Origin of the sequence: Micromonospora rhizosphaerae (assembly GCF_900091465.1) — a bacterium.
In the GTDB taxonomy this organism is placed as follows: Bacteria; Actinomycetota; Actinomycetes; order Mycobacteriales; family Micromonosporaceae; genus Micromonospora; species Micromonospora rhizosphaerae.
Map to the genome: position 1 here is coordinate 2493966 of NZ_FMHV01000002.1, position 25770 is coordinate 2519735.

At 72.8% G+C, this 25770-nt stretch carries 24 protein-coding genes; 14 read left to right on the forward strand and 10 right to left on the reverse strand.

Annotation, left to right across the window (positions count from 1 at the left end; translation table 11 throughout):
* The first annotated feature begins 86 nt into the window (after positions 1 to 86).
* Complete coding sequence (gene hflX, locus GA0070624_RS12075) at positions 87 to 1550, forward strand: GTPase HflX (protein WP_091340428.1); 1464 nt, start codon at positions 87 to 89, stop codon at positions 1548 to 1550.
* A 49-nt stretch (positions 1551 to 1599) separates the two neighbouring features.
* Complete coding sequence (locus tag GA0070624_RS12080; protein WP_091340431.1) at positions 1600 to 3156, forward strand: hypothetical protein; 1557 nt, start codon at positions 1600 to 1602, stop codon at positions 3154 to 3156.
* 48 nt (positions 3157 to 3204) lie between these two features.
* Here the strand turns inward: GA0070624_RS12080 and lexA are convergent, their stop codons facing one another.
* Positions 3205 to 3990, reverse strand: a complete 786-nt coding sequence (lexA, locus tag GA0070624_RS12085; RefSeq protein ID WP_091340434.1) for a transcriptional repressor LexA — start codon at positions 3988 to 3990, stop codon at positions 3205 to 3207.
* A gap of 550 nt (positions 3991 to 4540) precedes the next feature.
* Here lexA and nrdR point away from each other — a divergent pair.
* Both nrdR and GA0070624_RS12095 read left to right on the forward strand, forming a co-directional pair.
* The gene (gene nrdR, locus GA0070624_RS12090) at positions 4541 to 5035 is read left to right on the forward strand and encodes a transcriptional regulator NrdR (RefSeq protein WP_091340437.1); all 495 of its coding nucleotides are present in this window, start codon (positions 4541 to 4543) and stop codon (positions 5033 to 5035) included.
* Positions 5036 to 5100: 65 nt separating this feature from the next.
* On the forward strand, positions 5101 to 7980 hold the full coding sequence (locus GA0070624_RS12095) for a vitamin B12-dependent ribonucleotide reductase (protein WP_091340441.1): 2880 nt from the start codon (positions 5101 to 5103) through the stop codon (positions 7978 to 7980).
* Between the two features lie 143 nt (positions 7981 to 8123).
* Here the strand turns inward: GA0070624_RS12095 and GA0070624_RS12100 are convergent, their stop codons facing one another.
* Entirely contained in the window at positions 8124 to 8867 is a 744-nt protein-coding gene (locus GA0070624_RS12100) for an MFS transporter (RefSeq protein WP_176731670.1), read from the reverse strand.
* 255 nt (positions 8868 to 9122) lie between these two features.
* On the opposite strand from GA0070624_RS12100, the gene GA0070624_RS12105 reads away from it, so the two are divergent.
* From GA0070624_RS12105 to GA0070624_RS12115, 3 genes are all read left to right on the forward strand, one after another.
* Complete coding sequence (locus GA0070624_RS12105; RefSeq protein ID WP_091340448.1) at positions 9123 to 10106, forward strand: asparaginase domain-containing protein; 984 nt, start codon at positions 9123 to 9125, stop codon at positions 10104 to 10106.
* A gap of 218 nt (positions 10107 to 10324) precedes the next feature.
* The gene (locus GA0070624_RS12110) at positions 10325 to 10567 is read left to right on the forward strand and encodes a DUF5522 domain-containing protein (protein ID WP_091340451.1); all 243 of its coding nucleotides are present in this window, start codon (positions 10325 to 10327) and stop codon (positions 10565 to 10567) included.
* Between the two features lie 81 nt (positions 10568 to 10648).
* A complete protein-coding gene (locus GA0070624_RS12115) occupies positions 10649 to 11197 on the forward strand; it encodes a hypothetical protein (protein WP_091348672.1) in 549 nt (182 codons plus the stop codon).
* Between the two features lie 11 nt (positions 11198 to 11208).
* Here the strand turns inward: GA0070624_RS12115 and GA0070624_RS12120 are convergent, their stop codons facing one another.
* A complete protein-coding gene (locus GA0070624_RS12120; RefSeq protein WP_091340454.1) occupies positions 11209 to 11895 on the reverse strand; it encodes an iron-dependent transcriptional repressor DtxR in 687 nt (228 codons plus the stop codon).
* Between the two features lie 97 nt (positions 11896 to 11992).
* On the opposite strand from GA0070624_RS12120, the gene GA0070624_RS12125 reads away from it, so the two are divergent.
* From GA0070624_RS12125 to GA0070624_RS12135, 3 genes are read left to right on the forward strand one after another with little or no spacing between them, the layout of a single operon-like run.
* Entirely contained in the window at positions 11993 to 12853 is an 861-nt protein-coding gene (locus GA0070624_RS12125) for a sulfurtransferase (RefSeq protein WP_091340457.1), read from the forward strand.
* 39 nt (positions 12854 to 12892) lie between these two features.
* Complete coding sequence (locus tag GA0070624_RS12130; protein WP_091340460.1) at positions 12893 to 14074, forward strand: acetoin utilization protein AcuC; 1182 nt, start codon at positions 12893 to 12895, stop codon at positions 14072 to 14074.
* A 23-nt stretch (positions 14075 to 14097) separates the two neighbouring features.
* The gene (locus GA0070624_RS12135; RefSeq protein ID WP_091340463.1) at positions 14098 to 16653 is read left to right on the forward strand and encodes a bifunctional acetate--CoA ligase family protein/GNAT family N-acetyltransferase; all 2556 of its coding nucleotides are present in this window, start codon (positions 14098 to 14100) and stop codon (positions 16651 to 16653) included.
* A 135-nt stretch (positions 16654 to 16788) separates the two neighbouring features.
* Here the strand turns inward: GA0070624_RS12135 and sigB are convergent, their stop codons facing one another.
* On the reverse strand, positions 16789 to 17805 hold the full coding sequence (gene sigB, locus GA0070624_RS12140) for an RNA polymerase sigma factor SigB (protein WP_091340466.1): 1017 nt from the start codon (positions 17803 to 17805) through the stop codon (positions 16789 to 16791).
* A gap of 242 nt (positions 17806 to 18047) precedes the next feature.
* On the opposite strand from sigB, the gene GA0070624_RS12145 reads away from it, so the two are divergent.
* Positions 18048 to 18836: a sporulation protein gene (locus tag GA0070624_RS12145; protein WP_091340469.1), complete on the forward strand. Its 789-nt coding sequence runs from the start codon at positions 18048 to 18050 to the stop codon at positions 18834 to 18836.
* Between the two features lie 118 nt (positions 18837 to 18954).
* Here the strand turns inward: GA0070624_RS12145 and dtd are convergent, their stop codons facing one another.
* Both dtd and GA0070624_RS12155 read right to left on the reverse strand, forming a co-directional pair.
* The gene (dtd, locus tag GA0070624_RS12150; protein WP_091340474.1) at positions 18955 to 19377 is read right to left on the reverse strand and encodes a D-aminoacyl-tRNA deacylase; all 423 of its coding nucleotides are present in this window, start codon (positions 19375 to 19377) and stop codon (positions 18955 to 18957) included.
* The gene (locus GA0070624_RS12155; protein WP_176731671.1) at positions 19377 to 20858 is read right to left on the reverse strand and encodes a DUF7782 domain-containing protein; all 1482 of its coding nucleotides are present in this window, start codon (positions 20856 to 20858) and stop codon (positions 19377 to 19379) included. The genes dtd and GA0070624_RS12155 overlap by 1 nt, the downstream gene beginning before the upstream one ends.
* 91 nt (positions 20859 to 20949) lie before the next feature.
* Here GA0070624_RS12155 and GA0070624_RS12160 point away from each other — a divergent pair, with 91 nt between their 5' ends.
* Together GA0070624_RS12160 and GA0070624_RS12165 are read left to right on the forward strand one after the other, a co-directional pair.
* Positions 20950 to 21534 carry an HhH-GPD-type base excision DNA repair protein gene (locus GA0070624_RS12160; protein WP_091340477.1) on the forward strand — a complete coding sequence of 195 codons (585 nt, stop codon included), beginning with the start codon at positions 20950 to 20952 and terminating at the stop codon, positions 21532 to 21534.
* Positions 21535 to 21592: 58 nt separating this feature from the next.
* Entirely contained in the window at positions 21593 to 22792 is a 1200-nt protein-coding gene (locus tag GA0070624_RS12165; RefSeq protein ID WP_091340480.1) for a low temperature requirement protein A, read from the forward strand.
* Positions 22793 to 22833: 41 nt separating this feature from the next.
* Here GA0070624_RS12165 and GA0070624_RS12170 read toward each other — a convergent pair whose 3' ends face one another.
* Together GA0070624_RS12170 and GA0070624_RS12175 are read right to left on the reverse strand one after the other, a co-directional pair.
* Positions 22834 to 23145 (reverse strand): hypothetical protein, encoded by a 312-nt coding sequence (locus GA0070624_RS12170; protein WP_091340483.1) that lies wholly within the window; start codon positions 23143 to 23145, stop codon positions 22834 to 22836.
* A gap of 12 nt (positions 23146 to 23157) precedes the next feature.
* Positions 23158 to 23445, reverse strand: a complete 288-nt coding sequence (locus tag GA0070624_RS12175) for a hypothetical protein (protein ID WP_245718753.1) — start codon at positions 23443 to 23445, stop codon at positions 23158 to 23160.
* A 107-nt stretch (positions 23446 to 23552) separates the two neighbouring features.
* Between GA0070624_RS12175 and GA0070624_RS12180 the strand changes: the two genes are divergently transcribed.
* Positions 23553 to 23909: a DUF3099 domain-containing protein gene (locus GA0070624_RS12180; RefSeq protein ID WP_091340488.1), complete on the forward strand. Its 357-nt coding sequence runs from the start codon at positions 23553 to 23555 to the stop codon at positions 23907 to 23909.
* 3 nt (positions 23910 to 23912) lie between these two features.
* On the opposite strand, the gene GA0070624_RS12185 is transcribed toward GA0070624_RS12180, so the two are convergent.
* Both GA0070624_RS12185 and GA0070624_RS12190 read right to left on the reverse strand, forming a co-directional pair.
* Positions 23913 to 24809, reverse strand: coding sequence for a carbohydrate kinase family protein (locus GA0070624_RS12185; RefSeq protein WP_091340491.1), 897 nt, complete (start codon positions 24807 to 24809; stop codon positions 23913 to 23915).
* On the reverse strand, positions 24806 to 25741 hold the full coding sequence (locus tag GA0070624_RS12190) for a pseudouridine-5'-phosphate glycosidase (RefSeq protein ID WP_091340494.1): 936 nt from the start codon (positions 25739 to 25741) through the stop codon (positions 24806 to 24808). Before GA0070624_RS12190 ends, GA0070624_RS12185 begins: the two co-directional genes overlap by 4 nt.
* Positions 25742 to 25770 lie beyond the last annotated feature (29 nt).

Consider the following 25770-nt stretch of genomic DNA (forward strand, 5'->3'; position numbering starts at 1 on the left):
TCCGTCACGGGCATATAGCAGGTGCGTTGGGCGTTGGCACATGTCAGGATTGCTCGGTACGTGACCAAACGGACAGGAGATTCAGTTTGCGAGACCAGGAGACCTACGTTCCCTACGAGGACGACGAGCTCGACGCCACCACCGGCGAGTTCGAGCTGTCGGAGCGGCAGGCGCTGCGGCGGGTCCCCGGCCTCTCCACCGAGCTCACCGACATCACCGAGGTCGAATACCGCCAGCTCCGGCTGGAGCGGGTCGTCCTGGTCGGCGTCTGGACCGAGGGCACGCAGAGTGACGCGGAAAACAGTCTCGCCGAGCTGGCCGCGCTGGCCGAGACGGCCGGCTCGCAGGTGCTCGAGGGGCTGATCCAGCGGCGTAACCGCCCGGACCCGGCCACCTACGTCGGCCGGGGCAAGGTCGACGACCTGGGCGCGGTGGTGCTCTCCACCGGCGCCGACACGGTGATCTGCGACGGTGAGCTGTCCCCGTCCCAGCTCCGCAACCTGGAGCAGCGCACCAAGGTCAAGGTGGTCGACCGCACCGCGCTGATCCTCGACATCTTCGCCCAGCACGCCAAGAGCAAGGAAGGTAAGGCGCAGGTCGAGCTGGCCCAGCTCGAATACCTGCTGCCGCGGCTGCGTGGTTGGGGCGAGACGCTCTCCCGGCAGACCGGTGGTAGCGGTCGCGGCGGTGGCGCCGGCGGCGGCGTGGGTCTGCGCGGTCCCGGTGAGACCAAGCTGGAGACCGACCGGCGTCGGATCCGGTACCGGATCGCGCGGCTGCGCCGCGAGATCAAGGGCATGCAGACGGTACGCCAGACCAAGCGAGCCCGTCGATCCCGTAACGCGGTCCCGGCGGTGGCGATCGCCGGCTACACCAACGCCGGCAAGTCCAGCCTGCTCAACCGGCTGACCGGGGCGGGCGTGCTGGTCGAGAACGCGCTCTTCGCCACGCTGGACCCGACCACCCGCAGGGCCACCACCTCCGATGGCCGGCTCTACACGCTGTCCGACACCGTCGGCTTCGTCCGGCACCTGCCGCACCAGATCGTCGAGGCGTTCCGCTCGACCCTGGAGGAGGTCGCCGAGGCGGATCTGGTGGTGCACGTGGTCGACGGCACCCACCCGGACCCGGAGGAGCAGGTCCGGGCGGTCCGCGAGGTACTCGCCGAGGTGGGCGCCGACCGGCTGCCCGAGCTGCTGGTGGTCAACAAGACCGACGCCGCCGACGAGGAGACGCTGCTGCGGCTCAAGCGGCTCTGGCCCGAGGCGGTCTTCGTCTCCGCGCACAGCGGGCGCGGGATCGACGGGCTGCGCGAGGCCGTCGAGGAGCGGCTGCCCCGCCCCGCGGTGGAGGTCCGCGCCGTGCTCCCGTACGACCGGGGTGACCTGGTGGCCCGGGTGCACCGGCAGGGCGAGGTGCTGAGCACCTCCCACCTGCCGGAGGGGACCCTGCTGCACGTCCGGGTGGGCGAGGCGCTCGCCACCGAGCTGGCACCGTTCCGCGCCGGCGACCGGCTCATCGAGCAGGAGCGGGTCGGCGCCGGCCGGTGAGGCGTCCGGCGTCACCCGGCCGGTGAACCGGGCGTGAGACACTTACCCAATGCGCCGCGCTCTTTCCTCGATCACGGTTGCCCTCGGCCTGCTAGGGGCGACCGTGGCGCTCCCCGGAGTCGTTCATGCCGCCCCCGCACCGGGGGCGGTCGCTGCTCCGGCACCTGGCAAGAAGAAGTGCACCATCGAGGACGAGAAGCTCCGCGAGCTGTCGGGCCTGGTGGCCACGAAGACCGGCTACATCGTGATCAACGACGGCAGCCAGTACGAGAGCCGCAAGCGGGTCTTCTACCTCGACACCAAGTGCCGGATCTCGAAGGAGGTCCGCTACTCCGGTGACGGCCCGCTCGACACCGAGGACCTGGCGCTCTCGCCGGACGGCAAGAACCTCTGGATCGCCGACACCGGTGACAACCTGGAAAACAAGCAGCACCGGGAGCGGGTCGCGGTCTGGACCATGTCGGTGGGTGGGTCGAAGCCCGTGCTGCACCGCCTCTCCTATCCCGAGAAGCAGCCGCACGACGCCGAGGCGCTGCTGATCGGCGACGACGGCAAGCCGCTGATCATCACCAAGGTGCCCGCCGGCAAGTCGGAGATCTTCAGCCCGTCGGCCCCCCTGAAGACCGGCGACACCGACCCGGTGCCGATGCGGAAGGTCGGCGAGGTCTCGCTCCCCAAGACCACCACCGACAACCGGATGGGCTCTCTCGGCCGGGTGACGATCACCGGCGCGGCGCGCTCGCCCGACGGCAAGCGGGTGGTGCTGCGGACGTACGCGGACGCGTTCGAGTTCGACGTGACCGGCGGCGACATCGTCGGCGCGCTGACCACCGGCAAGCCCCGGGTCACCCCGCTGACCGATCCGTTCGGCGAGGCCATCTCCTACACGCCCGACGGGAAGTCCTTCGTCACCGTCTCGGACGGGGGTCTCCTGGCCCCGGACGACCCGATCGACATCCTCAGCTACATCCCGTCCACCACCGGGATCGAGGCGCTGCCGGCCGCCGGTGGCGCGGCGAAGCCGGCCGCCGAGAAGTCCTGGATCGAGGGGCTGACCCTCGACGAGATCACGTATCTGATCGCGGCCGTTGGCGTGATCGGCGTCCTGATGGTCGGCGCCGGCGTCTTCGGCATCGTCCGGTCACGTAAGAAGCCTGCCCCCGATTCGGCGGACGGGCCGGATCGGAACGACGACTTCCCGATGAACGCCGGCTTCGACGACCTCAGTGCCCAGGGTGGTAGGACGCCCGGCGGGGACCGACCGCGCGGCGGCGTCTACGGCGGCGCGCCCGCCGGGAACGTCTACGGCGGCGGGTCGGCGAACGGCGCGCCCGCCGCGGGCGGCGTGTACGGGGGCGGTCGTTCCCAGGGCGGTGGGGGCCATCCGCAGGGCGGGGTCTACGGCGGCGGTGGCGGTCGCCCGCAGGGCGGCGCCGTCTACGGCGCCCCGCAGGGCGGCGGCGGGTACGGCGGTGGCCGTGGGGAGCGGCGTGACCCGGACTACCGGGACCCGCGGTCGGGTCGCCGCGACGGCGGCTACGACGACGGCCGTGGCCAGTACGGGCAGGTGTCGGGCGGCCGCGAGTACCGGAACGACCGCTACTGAGCGAACGTCACCGGGTGACCGCCGTGCGGCGGTCACCCGGCTCGGGCGTCAGATCCGGCGCAGCACGGCGACGACGCGACCCATGATGGTGGCGTCGTCGCCGGGGATCGGGTCGAAGGCCGGATTCTGCGGCATCAGCCAGACGTGCCCGTCGCGCCGCCGGTAGGTCTTCACGGTCGCCTCGCCCTCGAGCATGGCCGCCACGATGTCGCCGGATTCGGCGTTCGGCTGCTGCCGAACCACCACCCAGTCGCCGTCGCAGATCGCCGCGTCGAGCATCGAGTCGCCCTTGACCTGGAGCATGAAGACCTCGCCCTCACCCACCAGCTCCCGAGGCAGCGGGAAGATGTCCTCCACCGCCTGCTCGGCCAGGATCGGGCCACCGGCGGCGATCCGGCCGAGCATCGGCACGTACGCCGGGGCGGGGCGCTGCGCCCGGGCCAGCTCGTCGTCCATCACGTCGCTGGGGGCGCGGACGTCGACCGCCCGGGGCCGGTTGGGGTCGCGGCGCAGGAAGCCCTTCTTCTCCAGCTCCTTGAGCTGGTAGGCGACGCTGGACGGCGAGACCAGCCCGACCGCCTCGCCGATCTCCCGGACGCTCGGCGGATAGCCGTGCCGCTCCACCCAGGTGCGGATGAACTCCAGGATCCGGCGCTGCCGCGCGGTCAGGTCGACCGTGGTCGGGTCGGGAAAGCTGCTCACCACCGGGGTCACCGGGCGCAGGGCGGGCTGCCCCGTCCGGCTGCGCGCGGCGCGGGGGCGTCGGGTCGCCGGCGGACCCGCCCCGTCGATCGGCTGCGGGTTCTTCTGCCGGCTGGCCCGGTCCTCGGTCACGTCCGTCCTCCCTGGTCGGCGCTTGGTGCCTTGGCGGCTCGTGGTGCATGCGGGTGGTGCTGCCGACCGGTTCGACGGAACACGCCGCGGCCGGTCGTTGTTGACCGTATAGGTGAGATCGGCCATTTTCAAACATCTGTACGACCTCTGTCGGCGTGTCGGGCCGAAAATCCGGGAACTCCGAACGCCTGTTCTGATAAATGGTACGTCGTTCTCGAACGCGTGTTCTATGAGCGAGGCGCTGGCGGGCGGGTGGTAACCGGCGGTGGAGTGGGACCGTTGGGCTTTCGATGGCTTGGGGTGGGTGGGACGGGTGGTGATTCTGATGACGCGCCGGACACGCCGTTCAACTTGACCTCGGATGGGCGACGGCATACGGTCAACCCCTAGATGTAGTAGTCACACGGGCGTAAGTTGCCTATAGGTTGGGTCCGGCTACCGACCGCACTCCCGTACCGCCGATCCGGCGGGGGCCATCGAGGAATGGCCTCGCCGCGGTGACGTGTGCCCCGGGGCGGTCGGCGCCCGCGGTCGAAGGAGGAGGTCAGCGATGCGGTGCCCGTACTGCCGGCACGCCGACTCCCGGGTGGTCGACTCGCGGGAGGCCGACGACGGCCAGCTCATCCGCCGGCGGCGCGCCTGCCCGGAGTGCGGCAAGCGGTTCACCACGGTCGAGGAGGCGGTGCTCGCGGTGGTCAAGCGCAGCGGGGTGACCGAGCCGTTCAGCCGTACGAAGATCATCGGCGGGGTGCGCAAGGCGTGCCAGGGCCGGCCGGTGGACGACGACTCGATCGCACTGCTGGCGCAGAAGGTCGAGGAGACCGTCCGCGCCAAGGGGGCAGCGGAGATCCCGAGCCACGAGGTGGGGCTGGCGATCCTGGGGCCGCTGCGGGACCTGGACGAGGTGGCGTACCTGCGCTTCGCCAGCGTCTACCGATCCTTCGACTCGCTCGCCGACTTCGAGCGCGAGATCGAGACGCTGCGGGCCGCCGCACGCGCCCGGGAGGGGGCCGAGGCGCTCGACGCCGCCGGCCGCACCAGTTGAGTTTTTCGGATTTCTGACAGTTTCGACGCGCGGTGGGTGACCGCGCAGACGAGGGGGCGGATGAGATGGCGGGGGACGGCGTGACAGCCAGCAAGTCACGGACCAGGGCCGCCGCTCCGACCGGGCTCAAGGTCGAGCGGGTGTGGACCACGGAGGGAGTGCACCCGTACGACGAGGTCGCCTGGGAGCGGCGCGACGTCGTGATGACGAACTGGCGGGACGGCTCGATCAACTTCGAGCAGCGCGGGGTGGAGTTCCCCGAGTCCTGGAGCGTCAACGCGGCCAACATCGTGACCACCAAATACTTCCGGGGTGCGGTGGGCACCCCGGAGCGGGAGTGGTCGCTCAAGCAGCTGATCGACCGGGTGGTCAGCACCTACCGCAAGGCCGGTGAGGAGTACGGCTACTTCGCCGCCGCCGCCGACGCGGAGATCTTCGCGCACGAGCTGACCTGGATGCTGCTGCACCAGGTGTTCAGCTTCAACTCGCCGGTCTGGTTCAACGTGGGCACGCCGTCGCCGCAGCAGGTCAGCGCGTGCTTCATCCTGTCCGTCGACGACTCGATGGACTCCATCCTCGACTGGTACAAGGAGGAGGGGCTGATCTTCCAGGGCGGCTCCGGCTCCGGCGCCAACCTGTCCCGGATCCGGTCCTCGAAGGAGCTGCTCTCCTCCGGCGGCACCGCCTCCGGCCCGGTCAGCTTCATGCGCGGCGCGGACGCGAGCGCGGGGACCATCAAGTCCGGTGGCGCCACCCGGCGCGCGGCCAAGATGGTCATCCTGGACGTCGACCACCCGGACATCGAGGAGTTCGTCCTCACCAAGGCGCGCGAGGAGCACAAGATCCGCGCGCTGCGGGACGCCGGCTTCGACATGGACCTGGGCGGCGCCGACATCGTCAGCGTGCAGTACCAGAACGCCAACAACTCGGTCCGGGTCTCCGACGAGTTCATGACGGCGGTGGAGAACGGCGGCGGCTTCGACCTGCGCGGCCGGCTCGACGGGCAGACCATCGAGACCGTTGACGCCAAGAAGCTGTTCCGGACGATCTCCCAGGCCGCCTGGGAGTGTGCCGACCCCGGCCTGCAGTACGACGACACCATCAACGACTGGCACACCTGCCCGGAGACCGGGCGGATCACCGCCTCGAACCCGTGCTCGGAGTACCTGCACCTGGACAACTCCTCGTGCAACCTGGCCTCGCTCAACCTGATGAAGTTCCTCCGCGCCGACGGTGGCTTCGAGGTGGAGAAGTTCGTCAAGTCCGTCGAGTTCGTCATCACCGCGATGGACATCTCGATCTGCTTCGCCGACTTCCCGACCGAGAAGATCGGCGAGACCACCCGCGCCTACCGGCAGCTCGGCATCGGGTACGCCAACCTCGGCGCGCTGCTGATGGCCTCCGGCATGCCATACGACTCGGAGCAGGGGCGCTCGCTCGCCGCCGCGATCACCTCGCTGATGACCGGCACCGCGTACCGCCGCTCGGCCGAGCTGGCCGGCATCGTCGGCCCGTACGAGGGCTACGCCCGCAACGCGGAGCCGCACAAGCGGGTCATGCGCAAGCACGCCGCCGCCAACGACGAGATCAAGCCGGGCGGCACGGCGGCCACCGCGATCCAGCGGGAGGCGACCAAGCAGTGGGCGCTGGGCAACAAGATCGGTGACAAGAACGGCTGGCGCAACTCGCAGGCCTCCGTGCTCGCGCCGACCGGCACCATCGGCCTGATGATGGACTGCGACACCACCGGCGTCGAGCCGGACCTGGCGCTGGTCAAGTTCAAGAAGCTGGTCGGCGGCGGCTCCATGCAGATCGTCAACCAGACCGTGCCGCGCGCCCTGCGCAGCCTCGGCTACCCCGAGGAGCAGGTCGAGGCGATCGTCGAGCACATCGCCGACCACGGCCACGTGGTGGACGCCCCCGGCCTCAAGCCGGAGCACTACCCGGTCTTCGACTGCGCCATGGGCGAGCGGTCCATCGCGCCGATGGGCCACGTGCGGATGATGGCGGCCGTCCAGCCGTTCATCTCCGGCGCCATCTCCAAGACGGTCAACATGCCGGAGGCGGCGACCGTCGAGGACGTCGAGAAGATCTACTTCGAGGGGTGGAAGCTCGGCCTCAAGGCGCTGGCGATCTACCGCGACAACTGCAAGGTCGGCCAGCCGCTGTCGGCGGCCAAGCCGAACAAGGCCGCCGCGGAGGCGCCCGCCGAGGTGGAGAAGGTCGTCGAGAAGGTCGTCGAGTACCGGCCGGTGCGCAAGCGGCTGCCGAAGAAGCGCCCGTCGCAGACGGTCAGCTTCTCGGTCGGCGGCGCCGAGGGCTACCTCACCGCGTCGTCCTACCCGGACGACGGTCTCGGCGAGGTCTTCCTCAAGATGTCGAAGCAGGGCTCGACCCTGGCCGGCGTGATGGACGCCTTCTCGGTGGCCATCTCCATCGGTCTCCAGTACGGCGTCCCGCTGGAGACGTACGTCAGCAAGTTCACCAACATGCGGTTCGAGCCGGCCGGTATGACCGACGACCCGGACGTGCGGATGGCGGCCTCGGTGATGGACTACATCTTCCGTCGCCTGGCCCTGGACTTCCTGCCGTACGAGCGCCGCGCGGAGCTGGGCATCTTCACCGCCAAGGAGCGGGCCGCCCAGCTGAGGGCCGAGGCGGAGGCGGAGAGCAGCGCGGACCTCGCTGCGATGGCCGCCTCCGCCCCGGTCGAGACCAAGCCGGAGGCGGTCAAGCCCGGCCCGGTCGCCCAGCCGGCCCAGGAGGTGGCGGATGTCGCCGCCGTCAAGCCGGCGCCGTCCGTCGGTTCCAGCACCGAGCTGCTGGAGGCCGTGCTGGGCAAGGCAGCCGATGCGCCGCTCTGCTTCACCTGCGGTACGAAGATGCGGCCGGCCGGTAGCTGCTACGTCTGCGAGGGCTGCGGCTCCACCAGCGGCTGCAGCTGACGGTTGACCGCGATGAGCCCCGGGCGTTTCCGCGCCCGGGGCTCATTCCATTCGCTTACGAGATGCGGGATGGTGTGGCTGTCCGGCTATCCGGCCGCCGCCAACCCCGCCCCGCCGCGGCCTCGTCGATCATGATGTTGTCGTCACGACACGCCGGTACGGCGAGCAACAACTTCATGATCAACGGGCGCTAGTCCGAGGTGATCTCGGCGAGGCGGGGGGTGAGGAACTCCCGCTCGGCGTCGTTGTCGACCAGGTCCAGAGCCGCCCGATAGGCGGATCAGCACCAGGGTCGCCGCGCTGACCAGGAAGCTCAGGCTGTCGGCGAGGAAGGTGCGGGTGGCGCCGATCAGCCCGACGAGCGCGCCGCCGGCGGTCGGCCCGGCCAGTTGCGCGACGTTCTCGGTCACCTTCAGCCGGGCGTTCCCCTCGGCCAGGCGGTGCGCCGGCACGATCGCGGGCAGCAGGCTCCGGTACGCCACGGTGAAGGCGACGTTCAGCACGCCGGTGAGGCCGACCACGACGTACAGGAAAGTCAGCGTGAGGTGGCCGACCAGGCCGACCACCGGCACGGAGAGCAGGAGAACCGCACGGCCCAGGTCGCAGACGATCATCAGTCGCCGCTGGTCGACCCGGTCGGCGAGCATCCCGGCCGGCAGCGAGAAGATCAGGTACGGCAGCCAGGCCAGCACGGTCAGCAGGGAGAGCTGGAAGACGGTGGCGTCCAGGGTGCCCGCGGCGAGCAGCGGCACCGCCACGCCGGAGATCCGCGTGCCCAGCTCGCTGACTGTCTGGCCGCTCCACAGCAGCAGAAAGTTCCGGCTCCGCCAGCGGGAGAGACGATCTGGGGTGGTGGCCGGCGCTGGCCGGGTCAGGTGTTCCGTCACTGCTGAGCCTGTCCGTCGACGAGGGCCGCGAGCCGGTCGCCGCGGCCCGGGCACCCTATCCCTGGGCCGGGGCGGCCGCACCGCAATTTTCGCGCGGGACGGCGAAGGCCCTCGGCGCGCCGGGCAGGGTCTAGGGTTTCGGATCATGACTGAACCGAGCGACGTGTGCGCGGAACTGTTCCGCGAGGCGGAGGGCTACGAGAAGGGACCGCAGGCGTTCCTGCTGGCGGAGCGGCCGGACGGGGGTGCGGACCGGTGAGCGTCGTTCTCTTCACCCTCGGCGGCACGATCGCGATGGCGGGCGCCGCACCCGGTGGCGTGGTCACCCGGCTGACCGGCGCCGAACTCACCGCCGCCGTACCGGGGCTCGCCGACCTGGCCGAGCCGCTGGACGTACGGGACGTGCGGGCGGTGCCGAGCGCCGACCTGACCTACCGGCAGATCCTGGACCTGGTCGACGCGGCGGGCGCGGCGGTGGCCGCGGGGGCGACCGGGGTGGTGGTGACCCAGGGCACCGACACGCTGGAGGAGTCGGCGTTCCTGGCCGACCTGGTCTGGCCGCACCAGGCGCCTCTGGTCTTCACCGGCGCGATGCGCAACCCCACGCTGGCCGGGCCGGACGGCCCCGCGAACCTGCTCGCCGCGGCCCGGGTGGCCGCCGCGCCGGCGGCCCGCGACCTCGGCGTCCTGGTCGCGATCAACGACGAGATCCACGCCGCCCGGTTCGTCCGGAAAACGCACAGCACGAGTACGGCTGCCTTCGCCTCGCCCAACGCCGGTCCGCTCGGGCACGTGATCGAGGGGGAGGTACGGCTGCTGACCCGGCCGCCGCGGGTCCCCCTGCTGCCGCCGGTGGACCCCGACCGGCTCGCCGCCACCCGGGTGGCCCTGCACACGGCGACCCTCGACGACGACGTTGACCTTCTCGACGCGCTCGCCCGCGACCGGCAGGGGCTGGTGGTGGGCGGTTTCGGCGTCGGGCACGTGCGGCCGGCGCTCGCCCCGGTGCTCGGCGCGCTCGCCGAGCGGATGCCGGTGGTGCTCACCTCGCGCACCGGCGCGGGGGCGGTGCTGCGGCACACGTACGGGGCGGTCGGCTCGGAGGCCGACCTCCAGCGGCGGGGGCTGGTCAACGGCGGCCTGCTCGACCCGTACAAGGCCCTGGTGCTGCTCCGGCTGCTGCTGGCGACGGGTGCGGACCGCGCGGAGATCGCCGCCGCCTTCGCCCGGCACGGCTGAGCGGCCGGACCCGAGCAGGACGGCCGGGGGCGGGCATGTTCTTGATCATTTGATTCGGTCGCGAGATCAGCTCTGCATCCAGGGGCAGCTCCAAAGGCTCCTTCCGACCATGCGGCCGTTGGGCACTGAGGCCCACCGGCCCGTCGCGCGAGGTCGCCCGGCCCACCCGACCAGCGGGCCGTGACTCGGCCCCTCCGGTGCTCCGTACACTCGCCCCGGTGAGTGGAGAGCGACGACCGTTGGCGGACCGGCCGTTGACCGACCCGCACCCGTCCCGGCTGTCGCCCGACCACCCCGAGCGGGCACGGATCCTGGCGGCGCACGCCGCCGCCCTGGCCGCCGGGGAGGCCGGCTACCTCGACCCGGCGACCGGGCTCTTCGTGCTCAGCGCCGGGTTCCTGGCCCGGCGGGGCACGTGCTGTGGGCGAGGCTGCCGGCACTGTCCGTATGTGGACGATTGAGGACTTCCGTCCGACCGGGGCAGCCCGTACGGTGTCCGACGGACATCCGGCGGGCACTCCGCCGACGAGCGGAGGTTGAACGTGCACGGGCGGATCTGGCTCGCCGGCGTCGCCGTGGTGCTCACCGCGGGCTGCGCCACCGAGGCGGGACCGGTGGCGGTTCCCGCGGTGGAGCCGGTGACGGTGGAGGTGGCGGCGGCCTCCTCCGGGGGCGCCTGCCGGCTGCTCGACTTCGCCGTGATCGCGAAGCACACCGGCGCCCGGTTCGACGTGGCGGCGGCGAGCGAGCGTGGGGACACCCACACCTGCGTGGTCCGCGCCGAGCGGTCGGTCCTGCCGGAGCTGACCCTCACGGTCACCGAGACCTCGATCGACGTGTCGACCTTCACCGCCGACGTCCTGCCCGACGGGGCGACGAAGGTCACCAAGCTGGGCCGGATCGCCTACCGCCGGACGCTGCCGAAGACCGCGAAGCTCGGGCCCGCGGCCGAGGTGGCCTGGCTCGCCACCGACGGGCGGTTGGCCACCCTGCGCTGGACCTGCCCGCGCGGCGCCGACGAGGCGACCGCCGAGGAGGTGGCCGGCAAGCTGGTCAGCCTGGCCAAGCTGGTCGACACCCGGCGGATCTGACCGGCGGGCCGTCAGCTCGCGGCGACGAACACCCGGGAGGCGACCTCGCGGGGCAGCCGGATCCGGTCACCGGAGCGGTCGATGGAGACCCCGTCGCGCTCCTGGGCCACGGTCACCGTGGCGCCCGGGTCCACGCCCGCCGCGTGCAGTTGCCGGAGCACGTCCGCGTCGGTCTGCACGCTCTCGCAGATCCGCCGGACCACCACCGGACCGGAGAGACCGGGGAACGCCAGGTTGCGCTCGGCCTCCACCCCGTCGGCCTCCGGCCGCTCCGGACTGCCGAGCTCCTCCAGGCCGGGGATCGGGTTCCCGTACGGCGAGCGGGTCGGCCGGCTGAGCAACTCGTAGACCCGCTTCTCGACCGCGTCGCTCATCACGTGCTCCCACCGGCAGGCCTCATCGTGGGCCTCCTCGTAGGGCATCCCGATCACGTTCACCAGCAGCAGCTCGGCGAGGCGGTGCTTGCGCATCACCGAGACGGCGGTGCTGCGGCCCACCGGGGTCAGCGACAGATGCCGGTCGCCCTCGACGGTGAGCAGGCCGTCGCGCTCCATCCGGGCCACGGTCTGGCTGACGGTGGGACCGCTCTGCCGCAGCCGCTCGGCGATCCGGGCACGCAGCGGCGGCACCCCCTCCTCCTCGAGCTCAAGGATGGTGCGCAGATACATCTCGGTCGTATCGACCAGGTCATGCTTCATTCAGCGGCCTCCCGGTGATCGATGCTACCCCGGGCGACCGACAATCGACGTCCGGCGAACCGCGAGGTGAACGCCCGGATGGTGTTGACTGGACCCCATGTCCGGAACCGAGGAGCTGTTGGTCGAGCCCGACCGGCTCGCCGCCGAGCTCGACCGCGCCGACCCGCCCGCCCTGCTCGACGTCCGCTGGCGGCTGACCGGCCCGCCCGGCCGGGACGACTACGCCGCCGGCCACCTGCCCGGCGCGGTCTTCGTCGATCTGGACACCGAGCTCTGCGGCCGGCCCGGCGCGGGCGGCCGACACCCGCTGCCCGACCCCGCCGCGCTCCAGGCCGCGCTGCGGGCCGCCGGCGTCCGCGCCGGTCACCCCGTCGTGGTCTACGACGGCGGGGACGGGATGGCCGCCGCCCGGGCCTGGTGGACGCTGCGCTGGGCGGGGCACCGGGAGGTCCGGCTGCTGCACGGCGGCTTCCCGGCCTGGATCGCCGCCGGCCTGCCCGCCTCCACCGAGCCGCCTGCCCAGGCGCCTGGCGACGTGGAGGTCCGCCCCGGCGCGCTGCCCGTCCTCGACGCGGCCGAGGCCGCCCGGCTCGCCGCCGCCGACCGCGGGGTGCTGCTCGACGTGCGGGCGGCGCCCCGCTACCGAGGCGAGACCGAGCCGATCGACCCGGTCGCCGGGCACGTGCCGGGCGCGACCAACCTCCCCGCGCCGGAGTACGTCGGCGGCGACGGACACTTCCCGACCGCCGACGCGCTGCGCCAGCGGTTCGCCGCGGCCGGTGTGGTCGACGCCGAGCCCGTCGGGGCGTACTGCGGGTCCGGGGTGACCGCCGCCCAGGCGGTGCTGGCGCTGCACCTGGCCGGCCGGCCGGACGCGGCGCTCTACGTCGGCTCGTGGAGCAACTGGGTCGCCGACCCGGCCCGTCCGGTGGCGACCGTGGAGAAGCCCGGCAGCTGAGCAGGGCGGACGGCGGAACCGCGTGCGACGATGGCACGCATGTCGGACGACACGGTGGTGGTGTGGGACGAGGCCCTCCTCGCCTATGACATGGGCGACCATCCCCTCGACCCGGTCCGGGTCGAGTTGACCATCGCGCTCGCCCGCGAACTCGGCGTGCTGGAGCGACCCGGGGTCCGCCTGGTCAAGCCGGAGCCGGCCGACGACGCCCTGCTGACCCGGGTGCACGACCCCCGCTATCTCGACGCGGTGCGGGCCGCGCCTCGCGACCCGCTCTTCGCCGGCTTTGGGCTGGGCACCTCGGACAATCCCGTCTTCGAGGGGATGCACGAGGCCAGCGCGCTGGTCGCTGGCGCCAGCGTGGTCGCCGCCGAGGCGGTGTGGCGGCGCGAGGCGCGCCGGGCGGTCAACGTCGCCGGGGGCCTGCACCACGCGATGCCGGCCCGGGCCGCCGGGTTCTGCGTCTACAACGACCCCGCGGTGGCCATCGCCCGCCTGCTCGACCTCGGCGCGGAGCGGATCGCGTATGTGGACGTGGACGTGCACCACGGCGACGGCGTGCAGGAGATCTTCTACAACGACCCGCGGGTGCTCACGATCAGCCTGCACGAGACCCCGCTCGCGCTCTTCCCCGGCACCGGATTCCCGGACGAGACCGGCGGGCCGGACGCCGAGGGGAGCGCGGTCAACGTGCCGCTGCCGCCGGGCATCGGCGACGGCGGCTGGCAGCGCGCCTTTCACGCGATCGTGCCCTCGGTGCTGCGGGCGTTCCGGCCGCAGCTGCTGGTCACCCAGTGCGGCGCCGACGGGCACCGGCTGGACCCGCTGGCCGACCTGCGCCTCTCCGTCGACGGGCAGCGGGCCACCTACCTGGCGCTACGGGGGCTCGCCGACGAGCTCTGCGACGGCCGCTGGGTGGCCTTCGGCGGCGGCGGGTACGCCCTGGTCGAGGTGGTGCCCCGGGCCTGGACCCACCTGCTGGCGATCGCCAGCGGCGAGCCGGTCGACCCGGCCACGCTCACCCCGCCGGCCTGGCGGGAGCTGGCCGCCGCCCGCCGACCCGGCCGGGAGGTGCCGCTGCGGATGACCGACGACGTCGACCCGTCGTACCAGCCATGGCAGCCGAACGGCGAGCCGGACGCGGTGGACCGGGCCATCGCGGCCACCCGCAGGTCCGTCTTCCCGCTGTTCGGCCTCGACCCGCACGACCCGCGCGACTGAGTCGTCCTGGGAGGACAGGACCGGTGACCACTGTCGAACAACCGGTGGACGTGCTGCTCAGCGACGGTACGACCGTCCAGCTGCGACAGATCCGTCCCGACGACGCCCCGGCCGTCGTGGCGATGCACTCGCGGTTCTCCGAGCGCACCCGCTACCTGCGCTACTTCTCGCCGTACCCGCGTATCCCCGAGCGGGACCTGCAGCGCTTCGTCAACGTCGACCACCGCGACCGGGAGGCGTTCGTGGTGCTGGCCGGCGGGCGGATCGTCGCCGTCGGCCGGTACGAGCGGCTCGGCCCGGGGTCCCCGGAGGCCGAGGTGGCCTTCGTGGTCGAGGACGCGTACCAGGGCCGGGGCATCGGCTCGGTGCTGCTGGAGCACCTGGCCGACACGGCCCGGCGGTTCGGCATCGTGCACTTCGTCGCAGAGGTGCTCCCGGCCAACGGCGCGATGCTGCGGGTCTTCTCCGACTTCGGCTACCAGGTCCAGCGCCAGTACGCCGACGGCGTGGTGCACCTGAACTTCCCGATCGCCCCGACCGAGGCGACCCTTGAGGTGCAGCGCGGGCGGGAACACCGCACCGAGGCCCGCTCGATCGCCCGGCTGCTGGCTCCGCGCGGCATCGCCGTCTACGGCGCCAGCACCACGGGGCAGGGCGTCGGTGCGGCGGTGCTCGGACACCTGCGCGACGGCGGCTTCACCGGGGCGATCGTCCCGGTGCACCCGACCGCCGCCACGGTGGCCGGGCTGCCGGCGTACCCGTCGGCGGCCGACGCCGGGCGCACCGTGGACCTGGCCGTGGTGGCGGTGCCCCCGGAGGCGGTGACCGAGGTGGTGGCCGACGCTGCGACGGCGGGCGCGCACGGGCTGGTGGTTATCTCGGCCGGCTTCGCCGAGGCCGGTCCGGAGGGCGCCGCGGCGCAGCGGGCCCTGGTCCGGGCCGCCCATCTGGCCGGTATGCGGGTGGTCGGCCCGAACTGCCTCGGCGTCGCCAACACCGACGAAAAGGTATGCCTCAACGCCACCCTCGCCCCGGTGCTGCCGGCACCCGGCCGGGTCGGTATCTTCAGCCAGTCCGGCGCGTTCGGGGTGGCGCTGCTTGCCGAGGCGTCCCGGCGCGGGCTCGGCCTGTCCAGCTTCGTCTCGGCCGGCAACCGGGCCGACGTCTCCGGCAACGACCTGCTCCAGTACTGGCAGGACGACCCGACCACCGACGTCATCACGCTCTACCTGGAGACCTTCGGCAACCCGCGCAAGTTCGCCCGGCTCGCCCGGCGGATCGGCCGGAGCAAGCCGATCGTCGCGCTCGCCACGCTGGCCCGGCCGCCCGGTGTCGGCGCCGGGCCGGCCCTGGACGCCGCCGCGGTCAGCGCGCTCTTCGCCCAGTCCGGGGTGATCCGGGTGGACACTGTCTCCGAACTGCTCGACGTCGGCGTGCTGCTGGCCCACCAGCCGCTGCCGGCCGGTCGCCGGGTCGCCGTGGTGGGCAACTCCTCGGCGCTGACCGGGCTGGCCGCCACCGCCTGCGCCGCACAGGGCCTCACCGTGGCCGAGGGCTACCCCCGGGACGTCGGTCCCCGGGCCGGTGCCGCCGAGTACGCCGCCGCCCTCGCCGGCTCGGCGGCGGACGAGCGGGCGGACGCGGTGGTGGCGGTCTTCGCCCCACCGCTGCCCGGTCAGCTCGCCGACCCGGACGCGGACTTCACCGCCGCGCTGCCCGACGCGCTGACCGCCGGCAAGCCGGTGGTGGCGACGTTCCTGGCCGGCCGGGTGCCGGCCGGGGTGCCGGCGTACCCGAGCGTGGAGGAGGCGGTCCGGGCTCTGACCCGGGTCACCACGTACGCCGACTGGCTGCGCCGGCCGCCCGGCGTGCTGCCCGAACTGGACCGGGTCGACCGGCTGGCCGGGCAGGCCGCGTTCCGGCCGGACGGCGTCGATCCGCCGGCGCTGCTCGGGGCGTACGGGATCGACGTGGTGGAATCGGCGCCGGCGCGCTCGGCCGACGAGGCGGTGGCGGCCGCCGAGCGGCTCGGCTGGCCGGTCGCGCTGAAGGCCGCCGCCCCGGGCCTGCGGCACCGGCTCGATCTCGGCGCGGTCCGCCTCGACCTGGCCGACCCGGCCGCCCTGCGCCGGGCGTACGTGGAGATGGCGCCCGTCTTCGGCGCGGACGTCCTGGTCCAGCCGATGGTCCCGCCCGGGGTGGCCTGCGTGGTGGAGCTGGTGGAGGATCCGGCGTTCGGACCGGTGGTCGGCTTCGGCCTCGGCGGCGTCGCCACCGAGCTGCTGGGTGACCGGGCCTGGCGGGCGGTCCCGCTGACCGACCGGGACGCCGCCGAGCTGGTCGACGAGCCGCGGGCCGCGCCGCTGCTGCGCGGGCACCGGGGGGCCGCACCGGTGGACCGGTCCGCCCTGGTGGACCTGCTGCTGCGGGTCGGCCGGCTCGCCGACGAGCAGCCCCGGGTGCGCTCGCTGGCCTTGAACCCCGTGCTGGCCCGCCCCGACGGCATCTCCGTCCTGCACGCCACCGTCCGCGCCGGCACCGCCGCCGATCGTCCCGACACCGGCCCCCGCCGCCTGTGAGCCCCGCTCCGACCGGTTCGCAGCGTCAGCGACGCCCGTCCGGGCACGGCGGGTACCGGGACGACGTAGGTTCTTCGTTCCCTATGCGCTGAGGCCCCGGCGAAACCGCCGGGGCCTCAGCGCGTAACCGCCCGATTAGCAGGCGTACGCCTCCAGGCGGTTTGCCCGCTCCGGCGCGCGCAGCTTCAGCAGGGTGACCTTCTCGATCTGCCGGATCCGCTCGCGGGAGAGGCCGAACTCCCGGCCGACCTCGTCCAGGGTGCGCTGCCGGCCGTCGTCCAGGCCGAACCGCAGCCGGATCACCGCCTGCTCCCGCTGGGAGAGCGTGGCCAGCACGATCCGCACCTCGTTGCGCAGCTCGCCGTTAACGGCGGCGTCGCCCGGCTCCTCCCGCGGATCCACCGCGGCGACGAAGTCACCGAGCGCGCTCTCCCCGTCCTCGCCGACGGCCTGGTCCAGGCTGACCGGCTCCCGGTCGTACGAGACCAGCTCGATCACCTGGAACTCGGGGACGTCCAGGGCCTTGGCGACCTCGGCGACGGTGGCCTCCCGGCCCAGGGTGATCGACAGCTCCCGGCGGGCTCGAACCATCCGGTTGACCTGCTCGACCATGTGCACCGGGATGCGGATGGTGCGGGCCTGGTCGGCCATGGCGCGGGTGATGGCCTGGCGGATCCACCAGGTGGCGTAGGTGGAGAACTTGTAGCCCTTGGTGTAGTCGAACTTCTCGACCGCGCGGATCAGGCCGAGGTTGCCCTCCTGGATCAGGTCGAGGAAGGCCATGCCGCGACCCGTGTACCGCTTCGCGATGCTCACCACCAGCCGCAGGTTCGCCTCCAGCAGGTGGTCCTTGGCGGCGCGGCCCTCGGCCACGATCAGCTCCAGGTCGGCCCGCAGCTCGGCGGAGACCGGGGTGCAGGTGGTGAGCTTCTCCTCGGCGAAGAGGCCCGCCTCGATCCGCTTGCTGAGCTCGACCTCCTGCGCGGCGGTGAGCAGCTTGGTGCGGCCGATGCCGTTCAGGTACGCCCGGACCAGGTCGGTGGAGACGCCGCGCTCGTCGGTGGCGTCCAGGTCGGTCAGGGTGTCGGTGCCGAGCTCGGCGTCGATGCCGGCAGCCGGGCGGGTCTGGTGCTCGATCATCTGCAGGGCCATCTCTGTCTCTCCCCGTGTTCTTCGTGCCGGTACCGGATCCGTGCCGCATGCCGGCCCGGTGGTGCCGGTGACATTCAGCTTGGCGGTCGGGGCGTGAAACGGGAGTGAGGCGATCGGGGACCCGACAGCAATCGGGTCGGGTGGGGGTGCGGTGTGTCGACGGCGGGCGGGCTTGCCGCGCCCGGTTACCGTGCCAGCGGTCGGCCACCTCGGCCGGACAGGACAGGCGATCGGAGGACGCGGTGGTCTTCAAGCGGCTCATGCAGGCGATGGGTGTGGGCGGTCCGTCGGTGGAAACGGTGCTGGCCAACCCGAACTGCCGCCCCGGTGGGCACCTGGAGGGCCGGATCCAGGTGGCCGGCGGGGATCACGCCGTGGACGTCTCCTATGTGGCCCTGGGCCTGGTCACCCGGGTCGAGGTGGAGAGCGGCGACTCCGAGTACGACACCACCCAGGAGTTCGGCCGGCGGCAGGTGACCGGGGCGTTCCGGTTGGAGCCGGGGCAGCGGCACGACATCCCGTTCCGCTTCGACGTGCCGTGGGAGACGCCGCTGACCGACCTGTACGGGCAGCATCTGCACGGCATGACCATGGGTCTGCGTACCGAGCTGGAGGTGGCCCGGGCGGTCGACAAGGGTGACCTGGATCCGGTTGCCGTGCACCCGCTGCCCGCCCAGGAACGGCTGCTGGAGGGCCTGCTCCGGCTGGGCTTCCGGTTCGCCCGGGCCGACGTCGAGCGTGGGCACATCTACGGCGTACGGCAGAGCCTGCCCTTCTACCAGGAGATCGAGTTCCTCCCGGCGCCGCAGTACGCGCGCGCGATCAACCAGCTCGAGGTCACCTTCGTCACCGACCCGCAGCAGGTGCAGGTGGTGCTGGAGATCGACAAGCGGGGCGGTCTCTTCACCGAGGGCCGGGACGCCTTCGGCCGCTTCACCGTCGACCACGCCACGGTCGACCGCACCGACTGGGCCGCCCAGCTCGACGCCTGGCTCCGCCAGTCCATCCAACGCCGCGGCCTCTTCTTCTGACCGAGCCCGCCCCTGCTCGCGTTGATCATGAAGTTGTTGCCCGCCGCGTCGGCATGTCTTGGCAATAACTTCATGATCAACCGGGCGGGGGGTGGGGAGGGGAGGGGGAGGGGGGCGGTTAGAGGTCGAGGAGGAGGGTGCGGGGGCCTACGTTGACGCTCTCGACGAGCATGTGGGTGCGGAAGCGGCCGGTCTCGACCTTGGCGCCGCGGTCCCGCAGCGCCTCGACGACCGCGTTCACCAGGGGTTCGGCCATCTCGGCTGGGGCGGCGGCGGTCCAGCTCGGCCGCCTGCCCTTGCGGGCGTCGCCGTAGAGGGTGAACTGGCTGACCACCAGGATCGGCGCTCCGGTGTCTGCGGCGCTCTTCTCGTCGTCGAGGATGCGCAGCTCGTGCACCTTCCGGGCCATCGTGGCCGCGACCTGCCGGGTGTCGGTGTGGGTCACCCCGATCAGCACCAACAGCCCGTTCTCGATCTCGCCGACCACCTCGCCGCCGACCGTCACGGTGGCCCTGCCGACGGTCTGGATCACCGCCCGCATCAGCCCTCCACCGGCTCGATGATGCCGCGCTCGACCAGGTGCGCCACGATCGGGCCGGCCGCCTCGGCCAGCTCCTCCGGTGCCACGTCGTGCGCCGAGGCGAGCAGCGCCAGCTGGTCGCGCAGCGGCAGCCGGCCGTCCGCGCCCCCGACCAGGGCCAGCACCAGCGGATCGATCTCCTCCTGCCAGCGCAACCCGCGCGGCATGCCGAGGACCTGCCGGTCCACCGCCCAGCCCTCGTCGCCCATGGTGGCCTCCTGCCGCAGCTGGAGGCCCTCGGCGGCCCGGTAGCGCTCCGCGAGCAGCGCGTCGGTGTCGCGTACCCGGAGCCAGTCCTGGCGGTCGAACCAGGCGGCGATGCGCTCGCCCATCGGGGGCTCGACTCGCTGGCGGAGGTCCTCTACGCGGACGATCGGCTCGTCGTGTCCGGAGCGGCGCAGCGAGACGATGCCGAAGCCGATCGCCTCCACCTTGTGCGCGTCGAACCAGTCCAGCCAGGCCGCCATCCGCTGCGGGTCGGCCGCCTCGCCGACGTCGGTCAGCCAGAGGTTGACGTACGCCATCGGGTCGGCCACCTCGCGCTGGATCACCCAGGCGTCCAGCCCGGTACCGGCGAACCAGCCGGCCACCCGCTCGTCCCACTCCTCGCCGGTGACGTGCACCCAGTTCGCCAGGTACTGCATGGTGCCGCCCTCGGTGAGCAGGCTCGGGGCGGCGGCCAGCTCCGCGCCGATCGCGTCGCCGACCCGACCGGAGTCCCGGTAGACGTGCGTGGTGGTGCCCGGACCGACCACGAACGGCGGGTTGCTCACCACCAGGTCGAAGCGGCGCCCGGCGACCGGGGCGACCATGTCGCCGCGGAGCAGTTCCCAGTCCTGGCCGTTGAGCGCGGCCGTGGTGGCGGCGAAGCGCAGCGCCCGCTCGGAGACATCGGTCGCGGTCACCCTCCGGGCGTGGGTGTCCAGGTGCAGGGCCTGTACGCCCGATCCGGTGCCCAGGTCCAGCGCGGTCTCCACCGGCCGGCGTACAGTCGCACCGATCAGCGTCTGGGTGGCCCCGCCGATGCCGAGCACGTGCTCGGCGTGCAGCGGCCGGCCCGGTCGGGCGCTGGCCGGCACGTCGGCGAGCACCCACCAGTCGTCCCCGTACGGCTCCAGGTCGACCCCGGCGCGCAGGCCGTCGCCGTGCCGCTCGACCAGCCCGCCGGCCAATGCCTCCTCGACGGTCAGCGGGGCGAGCGCGGCCGCCACCGCCGCATCGGGCTCGGTCTGGTCGCAGATGAACACCCGGATCAGCGTGGCGAGCGGGTCGCGGTCCTCGGTCGCGCGCAGGGCGGCCCGGAAGTCGTTGCGCGCCACCCCGCCGGTGGCCTGCGAGCCGAGCCGGCCAGCGATGCCGTTCGAGGTGAACCCCGCCCTGGTCAGCGCTGTCCGCAGCGCCTCGACTCCCGCTGGGGAGAGCAGCATGTCGTGTTCGTCCACATCGTCATCCTGCCTCGCCACGATTCCGCGGCGCCCACCGCCCGGCTTTTCACCCCCCGGGTGTCACCCCCCACGCCCGGCGACCGGCAGGATGGGGACCATGACGCTCTCGCTGCCCATCGACCCCGAGGCCAACCGGCTGCTGCAGCGCAGCCCGTTGGCGTTGCTCCTCGGCATGGTCCTCGACCAGCAGGTGCCGATGGAGAAAGCCTTCTCCTCGCCGTACGTGCTGGCCCAGCGGCTCGGTCACGAGCCGGACGCCCGGGAGCTGGCCGGGTACGCCCCGGAGGCTCTGGTCGAGGTCTTTGCCCAGCCGCCCGCCCTGCACCGCTTCCCCAAGGCGATGGCGGCCCGGGTGCAGGAGGTGTGCCGGGTTCTGGTCGACCGGTACGACGGCGACCCGGCCCGGCTGTGGTCGGAGGTCGCCGACGGGCGGGAGCTGCTGCGCCGGGTCGGTGAGCTGCCGGGCTTCGGGAAGCAGAAGGCGCAGATCTTCGTGGCCCTGCTCGGCAAGCGGTTCAGGATCCAGCCCGAGGGCTGGCAGGAGGCCGCCGGCGGCTACGGCGAGCCGGACGCGTACCGGTCGGTGGCCGACGTGACCGACCCGGAGTCGCTGCGCCGGGTGCGGGAGTACAAGCAGCAGATGAAGGCGGCGGCCAAAGCGGCGAAACCCTGACGCTACCGCTCTTCCTGCGCCATCGTGAGCATCGTCAGGCGACGACGGCGGGCGGGGGATGGCGGATCAGCGGGGAGAGGAGTTCCTCCGCGGCAAGATGACCTCGCCGCGGGCCACCTTCCTGGAGCTCTTCTTCGACGTCGCCTTCGTCTTCGCGCTCACCCGGGTTTCGAACCGGCTGGTCCAAGACTTCACGGTGGAGCGGAGGACATTCCTGCCCGAGGCCGGGCAGACGCTGCTGCTCCTGCTCGCCCTCTGGTTCGTCTGGTCGCTGACCACGTGGACGACGAGCCGGTACAACCCCGAGCAGCCGGTGCTCCAGCTGGTCGTGGCGGGCTCGATGTTCGGCGGCATGGTGATGGCCGTGTCGCTGCCGGAGGCGTTCGACACCCGGGGCCTCTCCTTCGCGCTCGGCTACGTCGCCGTCCAGGTGGGGCGCCCGCTCGTCATCACCGTGGTGATGCGGCACCACCGCGAGCGGCACATCGCCCGCCGGAACCTCGTCTGGGCAGCGGTGTCGGCGGTGCCGTGGATCGCCGGAGGGCTGGTGCAGGACGAAGCCCGCGGAGTGCTCTGGACCGTGGCGGTGATCATCGACTACGGCGCGGGGCGGCTGGGCTGGCCGCTGCCCGGACGCGGCCGTTCGCCCGCCTCCTCCTGGACGGTCACCGGAGAACACCTGGCGGAGCGGTTCCAGCAGTTCATCATCATCGCGCTGGGCGAGATGATCCTCATCAGCGGATTCACCTTCAGCGGAAGCGAGTTCGACGGCGCCCAGTGGGTGGCCTTCGCGATCACGTTCGCCACCACCGCCCTGCTCTGGCGCATCTACTTCTACCGGGCCGGGACGGTGCTGGCGGACGCGGTGGCCGCGTCGCCGCGACCCGGCCGGCTCGCCGAGTCGGCGACGTACACCCACCTGACCATGGTGGGGGGCATCGTCGCCTCCGCCGTCGGCTACGAACTCGTCATCGCCCACCCCGGCGGCCACACCGATCCCGCCTGGCTCTGGGTGATCATCGGCGGCCCCGCGCTCTTCGTGCTCGGCCGGACGCGCTTCGAGTACGAGGTGTTCGGCCGGGTGTCCCGGTCCCGGCTGATCGGCCTGGCCGTGCTGGTGGCGATAGTGCCGCTGGTGGCCGGTCTGCCCCCGCTGGCGGTCGCCGCGGCGACCTCGGCGGTGGTCGCCGGGATGGGGTTGGTCGACGCGCTGCGGGCGCGGGGCCGGCCGGAGGAGCGGCCCGCTCCGCCGATGTGACGCGCCGGTCAGCCCGCCCCGTCGATGCGGCGGCTCGTCAGTCAGGCGGCGGTCGGGCGGGAGAGCGCGGCCAGCGCCCGCCGCACGTCGGCGAGGGAGACCGTCGCCGAGTCGTCCAGGTCGGCCAGCCCGGCCTCGATCCACTGCCGCATCAGGGTGGTCACCCCGATCCCGCGCGCGTCGGCGGCCGCCCGCACCCGCTCGTACGTCTCCAGCGGGAGGCGTACCGAGCGGCTGACCATGGGCACGTCGGTGTCGGGGGTGGGCAGCTCCACGGGCTGGCTCTCGTCGACCAACTCGGCGAGCGCGTCCTCGCCTCCGTGGAACCGCTTCATCGCCTCGTTACGGTTCATCGTGACGCCTCCTCATCGGCGCGATCTCCGCACCGCCTCGTCGTAGCGCTTGGCCTCGACGTCGCTCAGCTCGCGGGCGGAGAGGATGTCCCAGTCGTTGTCGGTGCCATCGGCCTCGGCCAGCAGCACGGCCAGTCGCCGTCCCCGGCCGGCCGTCGCGTAGACGACCATCACGTCGTCGCCGAGGTGCCGGATGACCCGCCGCGTGCTGTGCAAGGCCTCCCAGACTTCCCCCGGCGTGACGTCGTAGACCCGGAGGTTGGCCAACGCCTCGTCGGTGAAGCTGAACCGGCTGCCCACGAGCGGAGCGTACCACGAACGTAACACGCTATCCGGATGGCGCGAAGTTCGCTGATCATCGGTTCCGGGTGACAGGATGGGGCGTAATCCCCTCGAGGAGGTCCGTGGTGAAGCGTCAGGCCTACCAGCCGATCCTGATCACTGACGCCTCGCGCAGCCAGGACGATCAGCTCACCAGTCGGCAGAAGCGCTACGTGCTGATGATGGGCATCCGGGTGGCCTGTCTGGTCGTCGGTGCGGTCCTGGTCGGCGTGCAGGCCCCCCTGCTCTGGCTCTGGCTGCCGCTCTGTGGCCTCGGCATGGTGCTCATCCCGTGGCTCGCGGTGCTGCTGGCCAACGACCGCCCGCCCAAGGAGCAGCACCGCCTGGCGACCAAGTTCCAGCACCGCCACCGCGACGAGACCCCGCCGATGAGCCTCACCGCCGAGGAACGCCCCCACAAAATCATCGACGCCGAACCCTGACGATTACGCCGGGCGGGCGCCGACCGTGGAGACGGCGAGTGCGCCGAGGTCGCCGGCCCGGCGCAGCGCCGCCTCCGGCCCGGCGCCGCCCAGCCAGGCGGTGATCAGGCCGGACGCGAAGGCGTCCCCGGCCCCGGTGACGTCCACCATGGCCACCCGGCGGGTCGGCGCCGCGCTGACCGTCGCGTCCCGGTCGGCCCAGACCGCGCCGGCCGCGCCGCGCTTGACCACCACCCGTCGGGCCGTCGCCGACAGCGCCCGCGCCTGGGCCGCCGGGTCGAGCCCGCCGGCCAGCACCGTCGCCTCGTCCGCGTTCACCAGCAGCAGGTCGACGTCGCGTACCCAGGTGAGGAAGGCCGCCGCGCCGACCTGCCGCAGCGGCGCCGCGGAGGCCGCGTCGACGCTGGTGGTGAGCCCGCGCTCGCGGGCGGCGGCCAGCGCGCGCAGTCCCGCGCCACGCGACGCGGCGTCCAGCAGCGGGTACGCGGACAGGTGCAGATGCCCGGCGTCGGACGCCCCGGCCAGCGCGCGGTCGACGTGCCCGGCGCTGAGCCGCAGGTTCGCTCCGCGCTGGCTGACCATGGTCCGCTCGCCGTCGGTGGTGAGCACGATGACGGTGCCGGTCGGGTGGCCCTCGTGAGTTTCGATCGCGCAGTCGACGCCGGCGCGCTCCAATTCCGCCACCCGGTCGCGTCCCGCGTCGTCGTCGCCGACCGCGCCGACCAGCGTCACGGCCGCTCCCTGCGCGGCAATCCAGGCCGCGGTGTTGGCCGCCTGCCCGCCGCCGCTGAAGCGGATCTCGGCCGCGGTGTCCGAGCCGGTCGCGAGCGGGCCGGACAGCACCGCGACCACGTCGGTGATCACGTCGCCGACGACGACGATTCGAGACCCGCGGCTCATGCCACGGTGTCGGCACGACGGGCCGCGGCGGCGACCGCGATCCGGGCGGCCAGGTCGGCGTTGCGCAGAATGATCCGGACGTTCACCGCCAGGCTGGCGCCCCGCGTGGCGGAGTGGAAGTGGGCCAGCAGGAACGGGGTCACCGCCTTGCCGGTCACCCCGTCGCGCTCCAGCAGGGCCAGGCCCTCGGCGAGGGTCCGGTCGTGCAGCGCCGGGTCGAGTTGCTCGTCGACGGGGAGCGGATTGGCCACGATCAACCCGCCGTGGTGCACGCCCTGCTGCTCGCGGGCGGCCAGCACGTCGGCCACCTGTTCCGGGGAGTCCACCGACCAGTCCAGGTCGAAGCCGGCGTCGGTGAGGTAGAAGCCGGGGAAGCGGCGGGTGCGGTAGCCGACCACGCCGACGCCGAGGGTCTCCAGCCGTTCCAGCGTGGCCCCGGTGTCGAGGATCGACTTGACCCCGGCGCAGACCACCGCGATCGGCGTACGGGCCAGGGTGATCAGGTCGGCGGACTCGTCGAAGGTCTGCGCCGCCTCGCGGTGCACCCCGCCGAGCCCGCCGGTGGCGAAGACGCCGATCCCGGTGGCCGCGGCGACCGCGCTGGTGGCGGCCACGGTGGTGGCGCCGTCCGCGCCGGTCGCGGCGGCCACCGCCAGATCGCGTACGGAGAGCTTGGTCACCCCGTCGACGGTGGCGAGCCGGGTCAGCTGGGCGTCGTCCAGGCCCACCACCAGCTCGCCGCCGACCATGCCGATGGTGGCCGGGACCGCACCGACATCCCGGACCGCCTGCTCGATCTGCCGGGCGACCCGCAGGTTGTCGGGCCGGGGAAGGCCGTGCGAGACGATGGTGCTCTCCAGGGCGACGACGGGACGTCCGTCGCGCAGGGCGTCGGCCACCTCTGCGCCGAAACGGATGTGAAAGTTGGTCACTTCCGTTACATTACGGGCCGCCGCCCGGC